Source organism: Roseateles sp. NT4, from assembly GCF_051857475.1.
In the GTDB taxonomy this organism is placed as follows: Bacteria; Pseudomonadota; Gammaproteobacteria; order Burkholderiales; family Burkholderiaceae_C; genus Pelomonas.
In genome coordinates, this window is record NZ_JBPZGZ010000002.1 from 329,118 (window position 1) to 345,966 (window position 16,849).

Consider the following 16,849-nt stretch of genomic DNA (forward strand, 5'->3'; position numbering starts at 1 on the left):
CCTGATCAGAGCGTCTTCAGCAGGGCCTCGACCTGGGCCTGCTGCGGGAACTTCGGCCCCAGCTTGACCAGTTCGTACAGCTCCGTCTTGGCGGCCGGCTTGTCGCCGGACTGGATCAGGATCTGCGCCAGATTCAGGCGGTAGGACGGCTGGTCGGGCTGGTCGCCGATCAGCTGGCGCTGCACGCTGATGGCCTTGCTGAAGTCCTTTTCGTTGGCCAGCACGGTGGCATAGGTGTCGCGCAGGGCGGCGTAGTCGGGGTTGATCTTGAGGCCGCGTTCGGCCAGTTCGCGCGCGCCGGGCTTGCCGGTCTTGCTGCGCAGCCAGGCGACGTTGTTGATGACGGGCAGCGCGTCCGGACTGCGCTTGAGCAGGGCTTCGTAGCGGGTCAGCGCGGGCTCGAGCTCGCCACGGGCCAGCAGCACGTCGGCGGTGGCCGCCGGGAAGGACTGATCCTGCGGATGGGCGGCCAGCCACTGCGTCTCGAAAGCGATGGCTTCGTCACGCTTCTTGGCCAGCATCAACACGGCAAACAGACGTGCCGGCGAGTCGCCCGCGTCGCGCAGCGCAACGGCCTTGCGCAGCGCAACGAGGGCAGGCTCGTAGCGTTGGCGATTGGTCTCGATCTCGGCCTCGGCGATCAGCGCGAAGGCCTCCTGCGGATTCTTCTTCTGGCGCTCGCGCAGGGCGGCCAGGGCCTCGTCGACGCGCCCCTGGCGCGCGGCCAGCTGGATCTGCAGGCGCTGGGCGGCCGCGGAGGCCGGCTCGGCTTCCAGGGCGCGCTTGATCTCGCGCTCGGCCCCCGCGTCATCCTTCTCCAGGAAGCGCAACTGGGCCAGACCCAGCCAGCCCTGGGCGCGTGTGGGCGCCAGCACGGTCAGCCGCGTGTAGGTCTTGGCGGCCTGGGCCTTGTCGCCGGACGCGAGCTGGGTGCGCGCCAGGCGCTCCAGCAGGTCGGCGTTCTGCGGCAGGGCGGCCGAGGCCTCCTGGGCGGACTGGGCCGCCTTGGCGACGTCGCCGGAACGCAGCTGGTGGTCGATCAGGGCCAGGCGCAGGGCCGGCTCGGTCGGCTCCTCGCGCACACCGGCGGCCAGCACCTCGGCGACCTTGTCGGCCGGCGCCCGCGTCACCAGCAGCAGGTCCGCCAGGGCCAAGCGGGCCTGCGGCGAATGCTGCTGGGCCGCGACGAAGGCCTCCAGGCGCTTGATCGCCGCATCGGAACGGTTGGCCTGCATGTCGATGGTGACCAGGCCCAGCACCGCGGGCAGATAGCCGGCGTCGGCCTTCAGCGCGGCCTCGAAGGCGGCCTGGGCCGCCGGCAGATCCTTGCGCACGAGGTGGATGCGCCCCCGCAGACCGTCAGGCACCGGGCTGCCCTTCATCTTGGGGGCCAGCTTGTCCAGCGCCGCCAGGGCCGCCGGCAGTTCATTGCGCCGCATCAGCGCATTGATGAGCATCAGGTCGTAGTTGCTGCCGCTGTCCTTCGCGGCGATGTCGCGCAGCTGGTTGATGGCCGCATCGGCCTTGGCGCGGTTGGCGGCACCGGGCGCGGCGCTGTCGCGCACGATGGCCGACAGCGCGAGGGCCGCCCCCGTCTTCGCATCGTCGGGACGCAGCTTGGCGGCGGCGCTGAAGGCCTGGTCGGCGGCCTCGAAATTGCCCTGCATCAGCTGGGCCTTGCCGGCCAGCAGCAGGGTTTCGGAATCGGCCTGCGCAGCCTCCAGCACGGGCTTGAGCGTCTCCAGCGTCTTGGCCGGTGCGCGGCGCTGCAGCTGCAGGCCAGCGAACTGGCGGCGCAGGGCCAGGTCGTTGGGCGCCAGCTTGATGGCCTGGTTGAGCAGGTTCTCGGCATCGGCCAGTTCACCCAGCTGCTGATGGGCGCCCGCGGCCAGGCGCAGCAGCGGCAGGTAGTTGGGCATCACCTTCAGCAGCGGGAGGGCCAGCTCCTTGGCCTTGGCCGCGTCGCCCTTGGCCAGGGCCAGCTGGCCCTGCATGAAACGACCCTGGGGCTTCTTGGCCACGGCCGGCGGCATCTCCTCGACCAGCTTGGTCGCCACGTCGAGCTTCTGGTTGCCGAAGGCCAGGCGCAGCAGCAGGGAGCGTGCGTCGTAGGAGGCCGGGTCCAGGGTCAGCACCTCGCGCAGCAGCGGCTCGGCCTCCTCCACCTTGCCGCGCGACAGCAGCACCTCGGCCTTCAGCATCAGGGCCTTGACCGCCTTGGGGTTCTTCTGGATCAGCTGGTCCAGTGCGGCCAGGGCTTCGTCCGGAAAACCGCCGGCCAGCTTGATGCGCGCGCTGACGATGCCCGCGTCCTCGGAATCGGGCTGCAGCGCCAGCGCCCGTCCGGCGGCCGCCTTGGCCTCAGGAATGTTGCCCTGGGACAGGAAGGCCAGCGCCAGGTACTGCTGCACCGTCGAATTGGCGACGGGGTCGGAGAAGCTCTGGTCGGAGAACTCGCCGATCACCTTCTTCGCCTGGCCCGATTGCAGCAGGGTCTGGGCCAGCAGCGGCGCCAGCTGGTCGCGCGGCGCGCCCAGCTCCCAGGCGCGACGCAGCTCGATCTCGGCACCGGCCAGGTCGCCGGCCTCCAGCAGGGCCTTGCCCAGCAGATGCCGGCCGGTGGCGTTGTCGGGGTTCTGCTGCAGCAGGTTCTTCAGTTCGATGACGGCACCGTTCGCGTCCTTTTGCTCGATGCGCTTTTGCGCAGCGGCCAGCAGGTCCTGCTCCGAGCGTTGGCTGCAGGCGGCCAGCGCGGCGACGAGCAGCAGGGGTGCGAAATGACGCGTCTTCATTGAATCTCCCGAATAGGCGCGCGATTGTCTTCCTAGAATCCGCCCCCCTCGTCAGTGAAGCCCCCAAGGCAAGTGGCGCTACGGCGTGACGTCATGAACATGTCTTCAAGTTTCTGTGCCATCGATTTCGGCACGTCCAATTCGGCGGTCGCCGTCCCCCAGACCGATGCCGGCATGCGCCTCATCGAGCTGGAGCCCGGTCAGCGCACCATGCCGACGGCGGTTTTCTACTATGCCGAGGGCCCGCACGACGCGGACGGCCCGCCGCGCGCCTTCGGCCGGGCCGCCGTGGCGGCCTATGTGGAAGGGCATGACGGCCGGCTGATGCGCTCGATGAAGAGCATCCTCGGCTCGCCCCTCATCGACCAGACCACCGATGTCGGGGGGGGCCGGGGTGCCAAATATGCGGACATCGTCTCCGGCTATCTGAAGCGCCTGCGCCGCCTGGCCGGCGAACCCGAGCGCGCCGTGCTGGGCCGCCCGGTGTTCTTCGTCGACGGCGAGCCCGAGCGCGATGCGTCAGCCCAGGCACAGCTGGAGGCCTGCGCGCGGGCCGTGGGCTTTCGCGAGGTGCAGTTCCAGTACGAGCCGATCGCGGCGGCCTTCGACTTCGAGCAGCAGGCCATCCGTGAAGGCAAGGGCGAACAGATCGTGCTGGTCGCCGACATCGGCGGCGGCACCAGCGACTTCTCCATTGTGCGTGTCGGCCCCGAACGCATGCAGCGCCTGGCGCGCCGCGACGACATCCTGGCCAGCCACGGCATCCACATCGCCGGCACCGACTTCGACCGCCACATCGAGCTGGCCGGCCTGCTGCAGGAGTTCGGCTACCGCGCCACGGGCCCGAGCGGCCGCGAGATCCCCAGTGGCATCTATTTCGACCTCGCCACCTGGCACCTCATCAACACCTGCTACTCGCCGCTGCGCGTGGCCGAGTGGCGTGGCATGAAGAGCTGGTTCAGCGACGTGCGCCAGCACGCGCGGCTGATGACGGTGCTGGAAGAGCGCCTGGGCCATGAGCTGGCCGCGCGCGCCGAGGGCGCCAAGATCGCCGTCTCGGGCGGCGAGGACACGACGGTGGATCTCGGTCACATCGAAACCGGCCTGGTGCTGCCCTTGAGCGAGAAGACCGCGGTGGACGCGCTGCGTGCCGACCTCGACCGCATCATCGCCACGGCCCACGAGACCGTTGCCCTGGCCGGCCTGAAGGCCGACCAGATCGACGCCCTCTACTTCACGGGCGGCTCGACGGGCCTGCGCCTGCTGGTGGACGGCATGGCCGCCGGTTTCCCGCAGGCGGCGCGTGTCAGCGGCGACCGGTTTGCTTCGGTCGCGACCGGGCTGGGCCTGCACGCCCAGCGGGTTTTTGCGCCGGCTGCGGCTTGAGAGGCCTGGAGACGTCGGCCAGCATCAACACCGCGCTGACCAGGCCCTCGACGGCCTCCTCCAGATCACTCGGCGGCTCCAGCGACTCGATCTCCTCGAGCAGCGTGTCCGCGTCTTCCAGGTCGTCCGGGTCCAGGTGCAGATAGAGGGCGGCCAGCGGCTCCAGCAGCGGCTCCTCGGGCAGCTTCATCAGGCCGGGATGGGCGTCCAGCGCATGCGCAAAGCCAGCCACCCAGGGCAGCACCGTCTCGCTCGGGCTGGCATCCTCGTCGAGCTCGAACACCCAGGGGTCGAACCACTGGCGGCCGATGAGGGCCATGTTCAATTCCTTGTGACGGCGGCGCAGCAGCGCGACAAGTTCGTCGTCGATACGCGCTGGCAGAGGCCGCCCCTCGCTGTCCAGCAGCGGCGGCAGCCAGCGTTCCAGCGGCACCGCCTCGGGCTGCAGCAGCACGCCGCAGAGATAGCCGTCGGCCATGCTGACGTCCAGCGGCTCCAGCGGCGCCGGCAGGGCGTCGAGCAGGGCCTGCAGGCGCTCCAGATCGGCTTCGTTGAGGGCTTCGGGGGCGCGGTGCTGAGGGGCGGACATAGCTCGTGATTTTGCGGGATAGACCTGGGAGCGAAGCGGGAAGCTCTGTCCCCAACTGACTGGAAGCGGCAAGAGCAAGTAAATATTGCCCACCTGCGCAAAGCCCCCCGCCCTACAGTGATTCCATCCCAACGACGCCCTCGTCTCCGAGGGCTTCACGACCCGGCAGTCCGCTGACCGGGTCTTTTTTTGCCAGTCACTTGGCACGCGTCTCGCTGAGCGAGCCGCTCGGCGCTGGGGCGCCGGGGCCTGTGGCCCTGTGCCAAGAGGCCCGTCCGCGCCCGATGGGGCGCGAGGCCAGTCCGCACTGGTAAGTGATGAGCTCGGTTGGGGTTTGCGGGGACCGGTTCCGGCAGCCCTTCACGCCCGGCGCGAGAGGCGGTAATCCAATCTTGCGTTGGGCTTTCATACTGGCAGGCATGACCGCCGCCGTTCTCGCGCTGCGCTTCGACCCGGCGGTCGTGGTGCTGTCCTATCTGACTGCTGCCTTTGCTTCCTACGTCGCGCTGGACCTCGCCCAGCGCGTGCGGACGCCCGACGCCCTGGTCGCCCGCATCTGGTGGATCGCCGGCTCGCTATCCATGGGCACCGGCATCTGGGCCATGCATTTCGTCGGCATGCTGGCGCTGAAGCTGCCCTTCATGGTCGGCTACGACACCGCCGTCACCCTGCTGAGCTGGCTGGCCGCCGTGGGCGTGTCGGCCATTGCGCTGCGTGTCGCCTCACTGGAGAAGCTGACTCTGACGCGCCTGGCGGTCGGCGCCATCAGCATGGGCGCGGGCATCTGCGCCATGCACTACACCGGCATGGCGGCCCTGGTGCTGGCCCCCGGCATCCAGTGGAACTGGACCCTGGTCGGCGCCTCGGCCGCCGTCGCCACCGGCGCGGCTGCCGCGGCCCTCGTCATCTTCTTCGGCCTGCGCCAGCTGCCGCAGGCCTGGGCCCGATGGGGCCAGCTCGTCGCCGCCCTCGTCATGGGCGCGGCCGTGGCCGGCATGCACTACACCGGCATGGCCGCGGCCGGCATTGCCGACGGTTCGGTCTGCCTCAGCGCCCAGGGCCTGCGGGGCGACAACCTCGGCTACCTCGTCGCTGGCGCCACCTTCGCGCTGCTGCTGCTAACCCTGATCACCTCGGCCCTGGACGCCCGTGGCCAGCGCCACACCAACCGGTTGCAGCAATCCCTGCAGGCCGCCACGACGGAGCTGCAGCTGTTGGCGCTGCGCGACCCGCTGACCGGGCTGGCCAACCGCCAGCTGCTGGACGACCGCCTGCAGCATGCCGCCGCCCGCGGCCAGCGCGAAGGCGTGCGCCTGGCCCTGCTGGCGGTCAACCTGGACGGCTTCAAGCCCATCAACGACAGCTTCGGCATGGCGGCCGGCGACCAGGTGCTGCGCGAGACCGCACGGCGGCTGCAGGGCCTGGCCCGCGGCCACGACACCCTGGCCCGGCTGGCGGCCGATGAGTTCGTGCTGATGGTCGATGGCGACATCGGCGAAACCACGCTGGCCCAGATCGCCCAGCGCCTGCTGGACGCGCTGGCCGAGCCCATGACGGAGGTGCCCGGCGCGGGCAGCCAGCCGCTGCGGCTGTCGGCCTCCGTCGGCATCGCCCTCTACGACGGCGACGGGCCGGGCGAGGCCCTGGTTGCGCAGGCGGATTCGGCCGCGCAATCGGTCAAGCGCGCCGGCGGAAATGGCTTTGCCTTCTTCGAGGCCCATATGCAGGCCGGCGTGCGCGAGCAGGTCGAACTGGCGCGCGACCTGCGCGCCACGCTGGCCGGCGAGCCCGGCAGTGGCCGCCTGGCCTTGCACTACCAGCCCAAGATCGCCTCGCTCGAGGGCGAAGTCAACGGCGTCGAAGCGCTGCTGCGCTGGCAGCATCCGCAGCGCGGCACCGTCAGCCCCGGCGTCTTCATCCCGGTGGCCGAACGCTTCGGCCTCATCGTGCCGCTGGGCGACTGGGTCATCAAGGAATCCTGCCGCCAGATCGCGGTCTGGCGCGACGCCGGCCTGCAGATGCGCGTGGCCATCAACCTGTCGGTGCAGCAGCTGCGCCAGGCCGACGCCCTGGTGCGACGCTTCGAGGAGGCCCTGGTCCAGCATGAGGTCGATGCCCGCCACCTGACCTGCGAGATCACCGAGTCCGTCGCCATGGACGATGCGGCCGCCACCGAGCGCGCGCTGCAGCGCCTGGCGGGGCTCGGCCTGTCCCTCTCCATCGACGACTTCGGCACCGGCTATTCCAGCCTGGCCTATCTGCGCCGCCTGCCGGTGTCGCAGCTCAAGATCGACCGCAGCTTCATCCAGGACCTGGAGAGCAGCGCCGACGCCCGCGCCATCGTCAAGGCCGTCATCGAACTGGCCCATGCGCTGGGCCTGCAGGTGGTGGCGGAAGGGGTCGAGACCGAAGGCCAGGCCGAGGTGCTGCGCGGCAAGCGCTGCGACAAGCTGCAGGGCTTCCTGTTTGCCCGCCCCATGCCCGCCGAGGAGCTGACGCACTGGGCGACCGGCGGGCAGGAAGACCGGCTGCGCTTCAGCCCGTCGGTCTACGCGGCGCTGGACACCGCCATCTAGACGGCCATCCGTTCGGGCGCCACGTAGAAGCGCCGGAACTCCTCGAAATCCAGCGTGTCGGCTGCCTCGATGCGGGCCTGTTCGGCCAGCGATTCGGCGGCCTGCTTCTCGAAGCGGCGCTGCAGCTCGTCCGGGAAGGGCATGCCCAGCAGGGCCGCACGCGTGGCATCGCTCTGGCGGCGGATGAAGCCGACATAGCTGTCATCGAAGTCCTGGGCCATCACGGTCAGCACGCGGGCCGAGGGACACAGTTCGGGCTTTTGCAGGCGCTCGGCGACGCGGCGCAGCGCACTGCGGTAGGCGTTGCCGCCGTGGGCTGCGTCCAGCGCCTCGGCCTGCACTTCGCAGGCGGCCAGGATCTCGCCGGCCCAGTCGGCGAGGCTGCGCTCGCCACCGCGCCAGTGCTCCAGCACCAGGCCGGGCTCGCGGCCCCGGGCGGCGACGCGGTGCTGGTTGCGGCTGTTGGCGGCGATCTCTTCCGGCGTGTCGTCGGGGCTGTCGCTGTTCAGGCAGTGCAGCAGGAAGGCGTCCAGCACACGGATGGTGTCGGCGCCGATGCCGACGGGCTCGAAGGGGTCGAGGTCCATCAAGCGCACCTCGATGTACTCGACGCCGCGCTCGCGCAGCGCATGCAGGGGCCGTTCGCCGGAGCGGATCACGCGCTTGGCGCGGATGGTGCTGTAGAACTCGTTCTCGATCTGCAGCAGGCTGGTGGAGAGCTGGTTGTAGTCGCCGCCGGGCGTCTGCACGCCGATGGCCTCGTAGGCCGGATAGGGCGTCGACAAGGCCCCCTGCAGCGAGGCGGCGTAGCTCTCCAGGCAGTTGTAGGTGACGGCGATGCTGGACTGGGCGTCGCTCTGATAGCCCAGGCGCCCCATGCGCAGCGAGGTGGCATGCGGCAGGTAGAGGGTGTGGCCGGACAGGCGCTGCAGGCCGTGCTCGCGGTCGTGCACGAAGCTGTCGCAAAGCGCCGGGCTGGCGCCGAAGAGATACAGCAGCAGCCAGCCCTCGCGGCGGAAGTTGCGGATGGCGCCGAAATAGCCTTCGGTCGACACGCCCGGCAGCGACCAGTTGTAGTGGATGCCCGAGATGGTCTGCATGCGCCGGCCATAGCGCTGGCCCAGGCCCATGCGGTAGATGCTCTTGGCGCGGCCGACATTGCTGCTGCCGTAGCGGCCGATGGGGATGGTTTCGTCGGCGGGCAGGCCGCAGGGCATGGAACCCACCCACAGACGCTCGTCAGCCAGGGCGCGGTACACGGCCTGGTGGATCTCGGTCAGCTCCTGCAGGCAGTCGTCGACGCCGGCATGCACGCCGGTGATGAGTTCCAGCTGCGACTCGCTGTAGTCCGTCGTGATGTGGGGGTGGGTCAGGGCCGAGCCCAGGGCGATCGGATGCGGGGTGAGCGCCAGCCCGCCGCCAGCCAGGGCGCGCAGGCTTTCTTTTTCGATGCCACGGCGGATGCCGAGCAAGGTCTCTTTGTTGTTCATGGCGTCCGCGGACCGCTGATTGGGCCAGAACGGTAGCAGAAGCGGGCTACAGCTGCCCAGGCGCGTCCATGTCAGCCAGACTCGGCCTCAGGGCATGTTCGCCGGCCTGGATGCCGTCGTGATGGCTGAGGTAGAGAGAGACGTCGTAGCGTTCCAGCCAGCCCACCGCCTTGAGCCTGTCCAGCACCGGGCCCTTGACCTCGGAGAACTCCAGCCTCAGGCCCTCGGCCTGCAGCGCGGCGTGCAGATCCTGCAGAGCCACCAGGCCAGACACGTCGATGTGGTTGACCGGCGCCATCAGCATCAGCACGCGGGCCGGCGCCCCCACCTTCTCGCGATGCTCGCGCACATGGGCCAGCACGGCATCGGCCAGGCCGCGGGCATTGGTGAACACCAGGCTCTCATCGACACGCAGGCCGAGCACCTCGGGCTGGCACTCCACCGCGTAGCGCTCGACATTGCGGTAGTGCTGGGTGCCGGGCACACGGCCGATGCGAGCGACATGGGGTCGGGCGGTGCGCTGGATCAGCAACGCAATCGAGCCGACGACGCCGATGGCCAGGGCCGCCGCGATGCTCCAGCACAGCACCGCCACAGTGACCGCCACCATCAGCAGGCCTTCGGCGCGCGCATAACGCCAGGCCTCGCGATAGGGCTGCAGCGAGAAGCCCCCCAGCACGGCGACGACGATGGTCGCGGCCAGCACCGGCTTGGGCAGATGGGCCAGCGGGCCGGCCAGGGCCAGCATGGCGAGGAACATGAAGCCGGCCACGAAGACCAGGCTCCAGCGGCTGGCCGAACCGGCCTCGTGCAGCAGGATGCTGCGCGAGAAGCTGCCCGCCACCGGCATGCCGCCGCTGACCGAAGCGACCAGATTGGCCGCCGCCAGGCCGCGCAGCTCGGCGGCCGGCAGCAGCTTCTCGCCGCGCCGCTGCGCCAGCGATTCCGACACCGCCAGGCTGGACACGAAGCCCATCAGGCCCACCAGTGCCGCCGACGGCAGCAGCTGCAGCCACAGCGCGGCCTCCAGCCGCGGCAGACCCAGCGGCAAGGCCAGGGACGGCAAGGCACCGACCTGGGCCACACCCGTGGCCGCCGGCGTGAGGGCCGACAACACCATGGCCGCCAGCAGCAGCAGCAGCGGCGCCAGGCGCGCCAGCAGGCGCACCCCCACACGGCGCGACAGCAGCAGCAGCACGATCGCCCCGCCGCCCCAGGCCGCGCTGACCGGACCGAAGCCGCCGGTCCAGGCGGACACCAACAGGTCGGGCAGCGTGAAGCCCACTGCCGCGCTGCCCAGCAGCACCGGCAACTGGCCGGCCGCGATCATCAGCGTCGCCCCGGTCTCGAAACCGCGCAGCGCCGGCACCGACAGCAGGCTGGACAGCGCATCCAGCCTCAACAGCGCCGCCACTCCCAGCACCAGGCCGACCTCGGCGGCCAGCACCAGGGCGCCCTCGGTGACGCTGACGCCCGCCGGCAGCCCGCCCAGGGCCTGGGCAATCATCAGCGCCAGCACCGCCACCGGCCCCAGGCCCAGCACCGGGCTGGAGCCCAGCGCGGCATAGGCCAGCAGCGGCAGCAGGCTGGCGTACAGGCCGACCTGGGGCGGCAGGCCCGCCAGCATCGCGTAGGCCAGGCTCTGCGGAATCAGCAGCACGGCGACGACGGCGCCGGCGACGAGGTCGGCGCGCCAGGTGATCGACAGCGACATCAATCGACCTTGGCGCCGGAGGTCTTCACGACCTTGGCCCATTTGGCCGTCTCGCTGGCAATCAGCGCGGCGAACTCGGCCGAGCTGCCGCCGCCGGCTGCTGCGCCCTGGCCGGCCAGCCGCTCGCGCAGGGCCGGCGTGTTCAGCGCCGCCGCGGCCTCGCGCTGCAGGCGAGCCACCTGGTCGGCCGGCTGGTGCGCCGGCGCCAGCAGGCCAAACCAGGAGCTGGCTTCGAAACCCTTCAGTGCGGCACCGCCGGCCTCGGCCACCGTGGGCAGGTCGGGCACGGCCGGGCTGCGCTGGGCGCTCGTCACGGCAAGGGCCAGCAGCTTGCCGGCCTTGATCTGCGGCAGGGCCGAGGGCAGGTTGTCGAACATCAGGTCCATGCTGCCGCCGATGAGGTCCAGCAGGGCCGGGCCCGAGCCGCGGTAGGGGAAGTGCAGCATGTAGCTGCCCGTCATGCTCTTGAACAGTTCGCCGGCCAGGTGGATGGACGTGCCGTTGCCGCTGGAGGCCAGGTTGAGCTTGCCCGGGTTGGCGCGCGCGACGCGGATCAGGTCGGCCACCGTCTTGATGCCATAACGCTCGGCATTGGCCGGGTTAAGCACCAGCACATTGGGCACGGCCGCGACCAGGGTGACGGGCGCGAAGTCCTTGACCGGGTCGTAGGGCAGCTTGGGGTAGAGGGCTGCATTGATGGCGTGGGTGCCGACGGTGCCCATCAGCAGCGTGTGGCCGTCCGTGGCCTTGGCGACTTCGGCCGAGCCGATGTTGCCGCCGGCGCCGGGCTTGTTGTCGACGACGACGGCCTGGCCCAGGCGCTGCTGCAGCTCGGGCGCCATCGCGCGCGCCAGCAGGTCGGTGGTGCCGCCGGGCGTGAAGGGCACGACCAGGCGGATGGGCTTGCTCGGCCAGGCCGACTGGGCGAAAGCGGGCAGCGCGAGGCTGCCTGCCAGGACGGTGACCTGGCGGCGATTCAACTTCATGGCAGTCTCCATCTCAGTTGTTCGTATTCGGGCCGAGCGCCGGGCCGCTCCCTAGCCGGCCCGCGTTGGCGATGTGCATGCGGCTCAATGCCGCATGCATTGCCGTCCCCGCGGGGGACCGACCAGGCTTGCCGCGTTCAGCAGGCAAGACTGGGCGAGGGGCTCACTCTATCTGTCTACTTTGACGCCAGACAGCTGGACGACGCGCGCCCACTTGGCCGTCTCGGCAGCAATCAGCGCGGCGAACTCCGGCCCGCCGCTGCCCTGCACCAGCATGCCACGGTTGGTCAGGCGCTCGCGCAGTGCGGGGCCGGCCAGGGCGGTGACGCTGTCGCGCTGCAGGCGGGCCAGTTGCTCGGCCGGCTGGCCACTGGGCGCGAACAGGCCGATCCAGGCGCTGGCCTCATAGCCCTTCAGCGCCGGGCCACCGGCCTCCTCCACCGTGGGCAGTTCGGGCAGGCTGGGGCTGCGCCGCGCGCTCGTCACCGCCAGCGCGAGCAGCTTGCCGGCCTTGATCTGCGGCAGCGCGGCGGGCAGGGCATCGAACATCAGGTCCATGTTGCCGGCGACGACATCCTGCTGGGCCGACGCCGCGCTGCGGTAGGGGAAATGCAGCATATAGGTGTGGGTCAGGCGCTTGAACAGCTCGCCGGACAGGTGCGTCGGGTTGCCGTTGCCGCCCGAGGCGATGTGCAGCCTGCCGGGCTGGCTGGTGGCGACATGCACCAGGTCGGCGACCGTGCGCACGCCCAGGGTTTGCGCAACACCCGGATTCATGACCAGCACCAGGGGCACGGTCGCGACCAGGCTGACCGGCGCGAAATCCTTCAGCGCGTCATAGGGCAGGCGGCGCCACAGCAGCGGGTTGATGACGTGGGTGCCGACGCTGCCCATCAGCAGCGTGTGGCCGTCGCTGGCGCCGGCGACCTCGGCCGTGCCGATATTGCCGTCGGCCCCGGGCTTGTTGTCGATGGTCACGGGCTGGCCCAGGCTCTTCTGCAGCTCGGGCGCCAGCAGGCGGGCCGCCACATCGGCGCTGCCGCCAGCGGCATAGGGCACGACGATGCGCAGCGGTCGCGTCGGCCAGGGGCCGTTGGGCTGGCCGTAAGCCGATGGGGCCGACAAAGCCGCCAGCCACATCAGCAGGCGTCGCCTTTGCGCCTGCGCGCTCATGACTGCACAGGCCCCGGAAGTTGTCTGAGCTGGACCTGGCCGTTCATGCAGGCGGCGTCGAAGTCCTGCAGCATGGCGGCCAGGGCCGGGGTGTCCGGCGCGTCGACGGCGCTGATGCCCACGCCGCGGTTGCGTCCCTCGGCCTTGGCCTTGTAGAGCACCATGTCGGCCCAGTTGACGGCCTGCTCCCAATGCAGGCGCAGGCCGGCGCCCGCCGTCCCGCCGAGCGGGAAGCTGGCAAAGCCGATGGAGGCGGTGATGCGCAGCGGCCCCTCGCCGGTCTCGACGGGCTGGCCGCCGATGCCGCGCAGGATGCGCTCGGCCATCAGCGCGAGGTCGTCACCGGGCAGCGCGGGCGCGAAGACCAGGAACTCCTCACCGCCCCAGCGCACGACCAGGTCGGTGTCGCGCACGGCCGCCTTGATGCGGCGCGCCACCTCGACGATGACGGTATCGCCTGCTGCGTGGCCATGCCAGTCGTTGACGTTCTTGAAGTGATCGATGTCGATCATCATCAGCGCGCCGACAAAACCCTCGCCCCTGGACTCGCGGGCCCCCTCGTCCATGACGGCCAGGAAGTGGCGGCGGTTGGACAGGTCGGTCAACGGGTCGCGCTCGCTCTGGGCCTGCAACAGGCTCTGGTTGGCCGTCAGGCGGGCCTGGGCGCGGCGCATGCGCACCAGCGTCACGCCGACGAGGGCGACGGACAGCAGCAGCAGCGCGCCGATGGCGAAGCCGACCTGCTGGGCCAGCAGCTGGTTGGAGATCTGCTGGTCCTTGAGCTGACCGTCGCGGGCCAGCAGGTCCAGGTCGCGCTGCTTGGCGGCGCTGTCGTATTTGCGGCCCAGCTCTTCCAGCGCCGCGGCCCGGTTGCGTTCGTTGGCGCGGGTGTTGAGCTCGCGCTCGGCATGCAGGGCCGCCAGGGCTTCCTTGTACTGGCCGGCCTCGGCCCAGGTGTCGCCCAGTTCGCGCAGCTCGCGGGCACGCGGCACGAGGTCGGCCGGGTCGGTGCCGAACTCGCCGACCTTGGCGAGTTCCGCGCGGGCCTGGTCGAACTGGCGCAGTTTGATATGCGCGATGGCCAGGTTGTGGTGCAGGCTGCGCTCGTAGAAGCGGTCGCCGAAGCGCTGCAGCACCGGCATGGCGCGCAGGCCGGCCACGATGGCCTCCTTGGGCAGGCCCAGGTGCATGTAGGAGTCGACGAGATTGGAGCGCAGCTGCGCGGCCAGATGCGGCGCGTCGGCCTGCTCGGCCAGCAGCAGCGCGGCCTCGACGGCGCTGCGGGAGGCCGGGATGTCGCGGGCACGGCGCTCGACCGCGCCTTCGTAATTGCGCACGCGCGCGCCGGCCACCATGTCGCCCGTGGCCTCGGTGGCGGCGGTGCGCAGCTCGGCACGGGCCGCGTCCAGCTTGTCCTGGGCCTGCAGGGCCACCGCCAGCATGCCGTGGCTGAGCGCCGCCAGATGCTTGTCGTCGCCCGCCCGGGCCAGCTCCAGGGAGCGCCGCACGCTGGCCTCGGAGACCGCGAAGGCGCCCTGGGCGTATTGCTCGCGCTGCAGCAGGCGCAGGGCTTCCCAGGCGCTGCGGAAGTCGCAGCCCAGTTCGCGCACGGCGCGCACCTCGTCGCCGAGGGGGCAGTGCTTGTCCAGGCCGGCCAGGGCGCGCGTGGCCAGCGTCGTGGCGGACTTGCCGGCGCGCTCCTGGGCCAGGGCGCGCAGCAGCCAGCTGCGGTCGACGCCGTCCTCGCGGGCCATCAGCTGCACGGCGACGGCATCGGCCGCCTCCGTCTTGCCGGCGGCGAGCAGCACGCGGCCGCGCGCCATCAGCCAGGCAGCCTCGCGCGGCTGGCCGGGCTCGGCATGGGTGGGCCAGCGCTGCTGCAGCTCGGCCAGCATGGCCTCGGGTGCATCGAAGGCCCGACGGGTGATGTTGGCCAGCAGCGTGTCCTCGGCCACCGGGTCGGGCGCCGTGACCGGCGCGGCGCTGGCGGCCGCACCCGCCAGCGCGAGCCACAGGGCAGCAGTCCTGATCATGCGTTGGCCGGCCGGCTGACGGCGTCGGAATGGAAGGCGCTGTCGGCCGCGCGGTTGGGTCCGCTGAGGGCCTGCAAGCTGACCAGGCCCTCGGCCCAGGCGGCCTCGAGGCGGGCCGTCAGCTGGGCCGCCGCCAGGGCGTCCTCGGCGTGGATGCGCTCGACGCCATAGGCCTTGTTGCGCCCATGGGCCTTGGCCAGGTACATGACGGTGTCGACGAGGTCGATGGCGCGCTCCCAGGACAGGCGCAGCCCATGCGGCGGCACCGGCAGGCTGACGAAGCCGATGGAGGCCGTGACGGGCACCTCGCGGCCTTCGTAGACGACGGGCTTGCTGCCCACCAGGTCGAGCAGGCGCTGGGCCAGCTGCTGTGCGAACAGGCCTTCGCGGCCGCGCGCCACGATGAGGAATTCCTCGCCGCCCCAGCGCACGATGAGGTCGTCGTCGCGCACCGCCTGGCGCAGCCGGCCGGCAATCTCGATGAGGACGGCGTCGCCGGCGGCATGGCCGAAGCTGTCGTTGATGCGCTTGAAGTGGTCGATGTCGATGAGGAAGACGCTGGCGGCCAGGCCCTCGGCACTGGACAGGCTCTTGATCGCGGCCTGGAAATGGCGGCGGTTGGCCAGGCCGGTCAGCGGATCGGTCTCGCTCTGGCGTTTCAGCGAGGCATTGCTGTGGGCCAGGGCCTCGTTGGTGCGGCGCACGCGCCGGAAGGCCTGGTAGAGCAGGCCCAGCGACACGAGCACGCAGCCGCCCATGGCCGACCACAGCACCAGCGCCAGGTTGCGCTGGTGGACCTGCTCGGCCTTGAGGGCGTTGTCGCGGTTCAGCAGTTCGATGTCGCGCGCACGCTGCTCGGCGTCCTGGCGCTCCTGGGCTTCGAGCAGCAGCTTGCGGGTCTCGTCGCGCAGCACGCGCTCGTCCATGCGGCGGTGCTCGCGGTAGGCGGCGATGGCACCGGCCAGGTCGCCGGCACGCTCCAGATAGCCCGCCAGCTCTTCCCAACCGGCCGAGGCATAGGACATGGCGCCCTGCTGCTCGTCCAGCGTGATGCCGGCGCGCACATCGTCGCGGCCCTCGGCAATGCGGCCCATGGCAATCTTGGCCAGGCCGATGTTGGAGCGGGCCACGCTCTCGGCGTTGATGTTGCGTGTGCGGCGCGCCAGCGGCAGGGCCTGCTCCGCCAGCTCCAGCGCGCGTGCCGGGTGGCCCTGGCGCAGGTGGTAGTCGGCGAAGTTGGCCAGGCCCAGGGCGCGCACCGAGTCGGCGCCAGCGCGGGTGGCCTGCTCCAGCGCATCGGAGTTGGCCTGCAGCGTGATGCTGGAGTCGCTGTCGTCGGCATAGACGATGCCGCGCATCGTGTAGACCTGGTTCAGCGTCATCGGGTCGGGGTCTTTCTGGGCCTCGGTCAGGGCCTGGCCGATGAGCTGGCGGGCGCGCGCCGGCGTGTCGGCGCGGCTCGACGTGAAGGCCAGGTCCACCAGGGTCAGGGCGACGCGCCAGGGCTGGCCCATCTGCTCAGCCACGCGCTGGCCGGCGTGGCCCTGGTTCAGCGACAGGTCGAGCTCACCGGAATCGCTGGCGATGGACGTGAGCTGGTGGTGGTAGCGCCAGCGAAACACGGGCGCTGCGGCGTTGAGCTGGGCGGCATCGACGGCCATCAGCATCTTGCGCGCCTCACGCAGGTCGCCGTGCGAGCGCAGGTATTCGGCACTGATGCTGGCGGCCGCAACGGCGGCGGCGGCGCGCAGTTCACCTGCGGGCCAGTCGCGCAGGCGCTGGGCGATCTGGTCGGTCAGTGCACGGTCCCGCGCATAGGCGGCGAGCAGGCCGCGCAGGGCCAGCACCTCGAGTTCCGCGATGCCGCCGGGCGCGAGCTTCTCACCGCGGACACGCAGCTCCTTTTCCAGCTGCGCCGGATTGGCGCGGGCACCGCGCTCGATGCGCTCCAGATCGCGCGCCAGGCCCTCGTCCTTCAATGCCGAGGCCGCCGACGTGGGCGCACCCGGTCCATCACCGGGCGAACAGGCGCACAGCAATGCCAACGCGGCCAGCGCCGCGCACAGCGTGGATCGTGAAGCCAGGGTTCGATGCATCAAAACGTTAGGCG

10 protein-coding genes are annotated in these 16,849 nt (G+C 70.8%); 2 read left to right on the forward strand and 8 right to left on the reverse strand.

The window, feature by feature from the left end:
* Positions 1 to 5: 5 nt before the first annotated feature.
* The gene (gene prsT, locus ACS5PN_RS11150; protein WP_439464017.1) at positions 6 to 2,792 is read right to left on the reverse strand and encodes an XrtA/PEP-CTERM system TPR-repeat protein PrsT; all 2,787 of its coding nucleotides are present in this window, start codon (positions 2,790 to 2,792) and stop codon (positions 6 to 8) included.
* Between the two features lie 93 nt (positions 2,793 to 2,885).
* On the opposite strand from prsT, the gene ACS5PN_RS11155 reads away from it, so the two are divergent.
* Positions 2,886 to 4,178 (forward strand): Hsp70 family protein, encoded by a 1,293-nt coding sequence (locus ACS5PN_RS11155; protein WP_439464018.1) that lies wholly within the window; start codon positions 2,886 to 2,888, stop codon positions 4,176 to 4,178.
* Here the strand turns inward: ACS5PN_RS11155 and ACS5PN_RS11160 are convergent.
* The gene (locus ACS5PN_RS11160; protein ID WP_439464019.1) at positions 4,099 to 4,767 is read right to left on the reverse strand and encodes a YecA family protein; all 669 of its coding nucleotides are present in this window, start codon (positions 4,765 to 4,767) and stop codon (positions 4,099 to 4,101) included. The two genes, ACS5PN_RS11155 and ACS5PN_RS11160, sit on opposite strands and share 80 nt — an antisense overlap.
* A 419-nt stretch (positions 4,768 to 5,186) precedes the next feature.
* Here ACS5PN_RS11160 and ACS5PN_RS11165 point away from each other — a divergent pair, with 419 nt between their 5' ends.
* Positions 5,187 to 7,343, forward strand: a complete 2,157-nt coding sequence (locus tag ACS5PN_RS11165) for a putative bifunctional diguanylate cyclase/phosphodiesterase (RefSeq protein ID WP_439464020.1) — start codon at positions 5,187 to 5,189, stop codon at positions 7,341 to 7,343.
* On the opposite strand, the gene gshA is transcribed toward ACS5PN_RS11165, so the two are convergent.
* The 6 genes from gshA to ACS5PN_RS11195 form a co-directional block, all read right to left on the reverse strand.
* Positions 7,340 to 8,833 carry a glutamate--cysteine ligase gene (gshA, locus tag ACS5PN_RS11170; RefSeq protein ID WP_439464021.1) on the reverse strand — a complete coding sequence of 498 codons (1,494 nt, stop codon included), beginning with the start codon at positions 8,831 to 8,833 and terminating at the stop codon, positions 7,340 to 7,342. The two genes, ACS5PN_RS11165 and gshA, sit on opposite strands and share 4 nt — an antisense overlap.
* Before the next feature lie 46 nt (positions 8,834 to 8,879).
* A complete protein-coding gene (locus tag ACS5PN_RS11175) occupies positions 8,880 to 10,547 on the reverse strand; it encodes a SulP family inorganic anion transporter (RefSeq protein WP_439464022.1) in 1,668 nt (555 codons plus the stop codon).
* Positions 10,547 to 11,533 (reverse strand): Bug family tripartite tricarboxylate transporter substrate binding protein, encoded by a 987-nt coding sequence (locus tag ACS5PN_RS11180; RefSeq protein WP_439464023.1) that lies wholly within the window; start codon positions 11,531 to 11,533, stop codon positions 10,547 to 10,549. Before ACS5PN_RS11180 ends, ACS5PN_RS11175 begins: the two co-directional genes overlap by 1 nt.
* Positions 11,534 to 11,701: 168 nt before the next feature.
* A complete protein-coding gene (locus ACS5PN_RS11185) occupies positions 11,702 to 12,706 on the reverse strand; it encodes a Bug family tripartite tricarboxylate transporter substrate binding protein (RefSeq protein WP_439464024.1) in 1,005 nt (334 codons plus the stop codon).
* Positions 12,703 to 14,739 (reverse strand): diguanylate cyclase, encoded by a 2,037-nt coding sequence (locus ACS5PN_RS11190; RefSeq protein WP_439464025.1) that lies wholly within the window; start codon positions 14,737 to 14,739, stop codon positions 12,703 to 12,705. Before ACS5PN_RS11190 ends, ACS5PN_RS11185 begins: the two co-directional genes overlap by 4 nt.
* A complete protein-coding gene (locus ACS5PN_RS11195; protein ID WP_439464026.1) occupies positions 14,736 to 16,835 on the reverse strand; it encodes a diguanylate cyclase in 2,100 nt (699 codons plus the stop codon). Before ACS5PN_RS11195 ends, ACS5PN_RS11190 begins: the two co-directional genes overlap by 4 nt.
* Positions 16,836 to 16,849 lie beyond the last annotated feature (14 nt).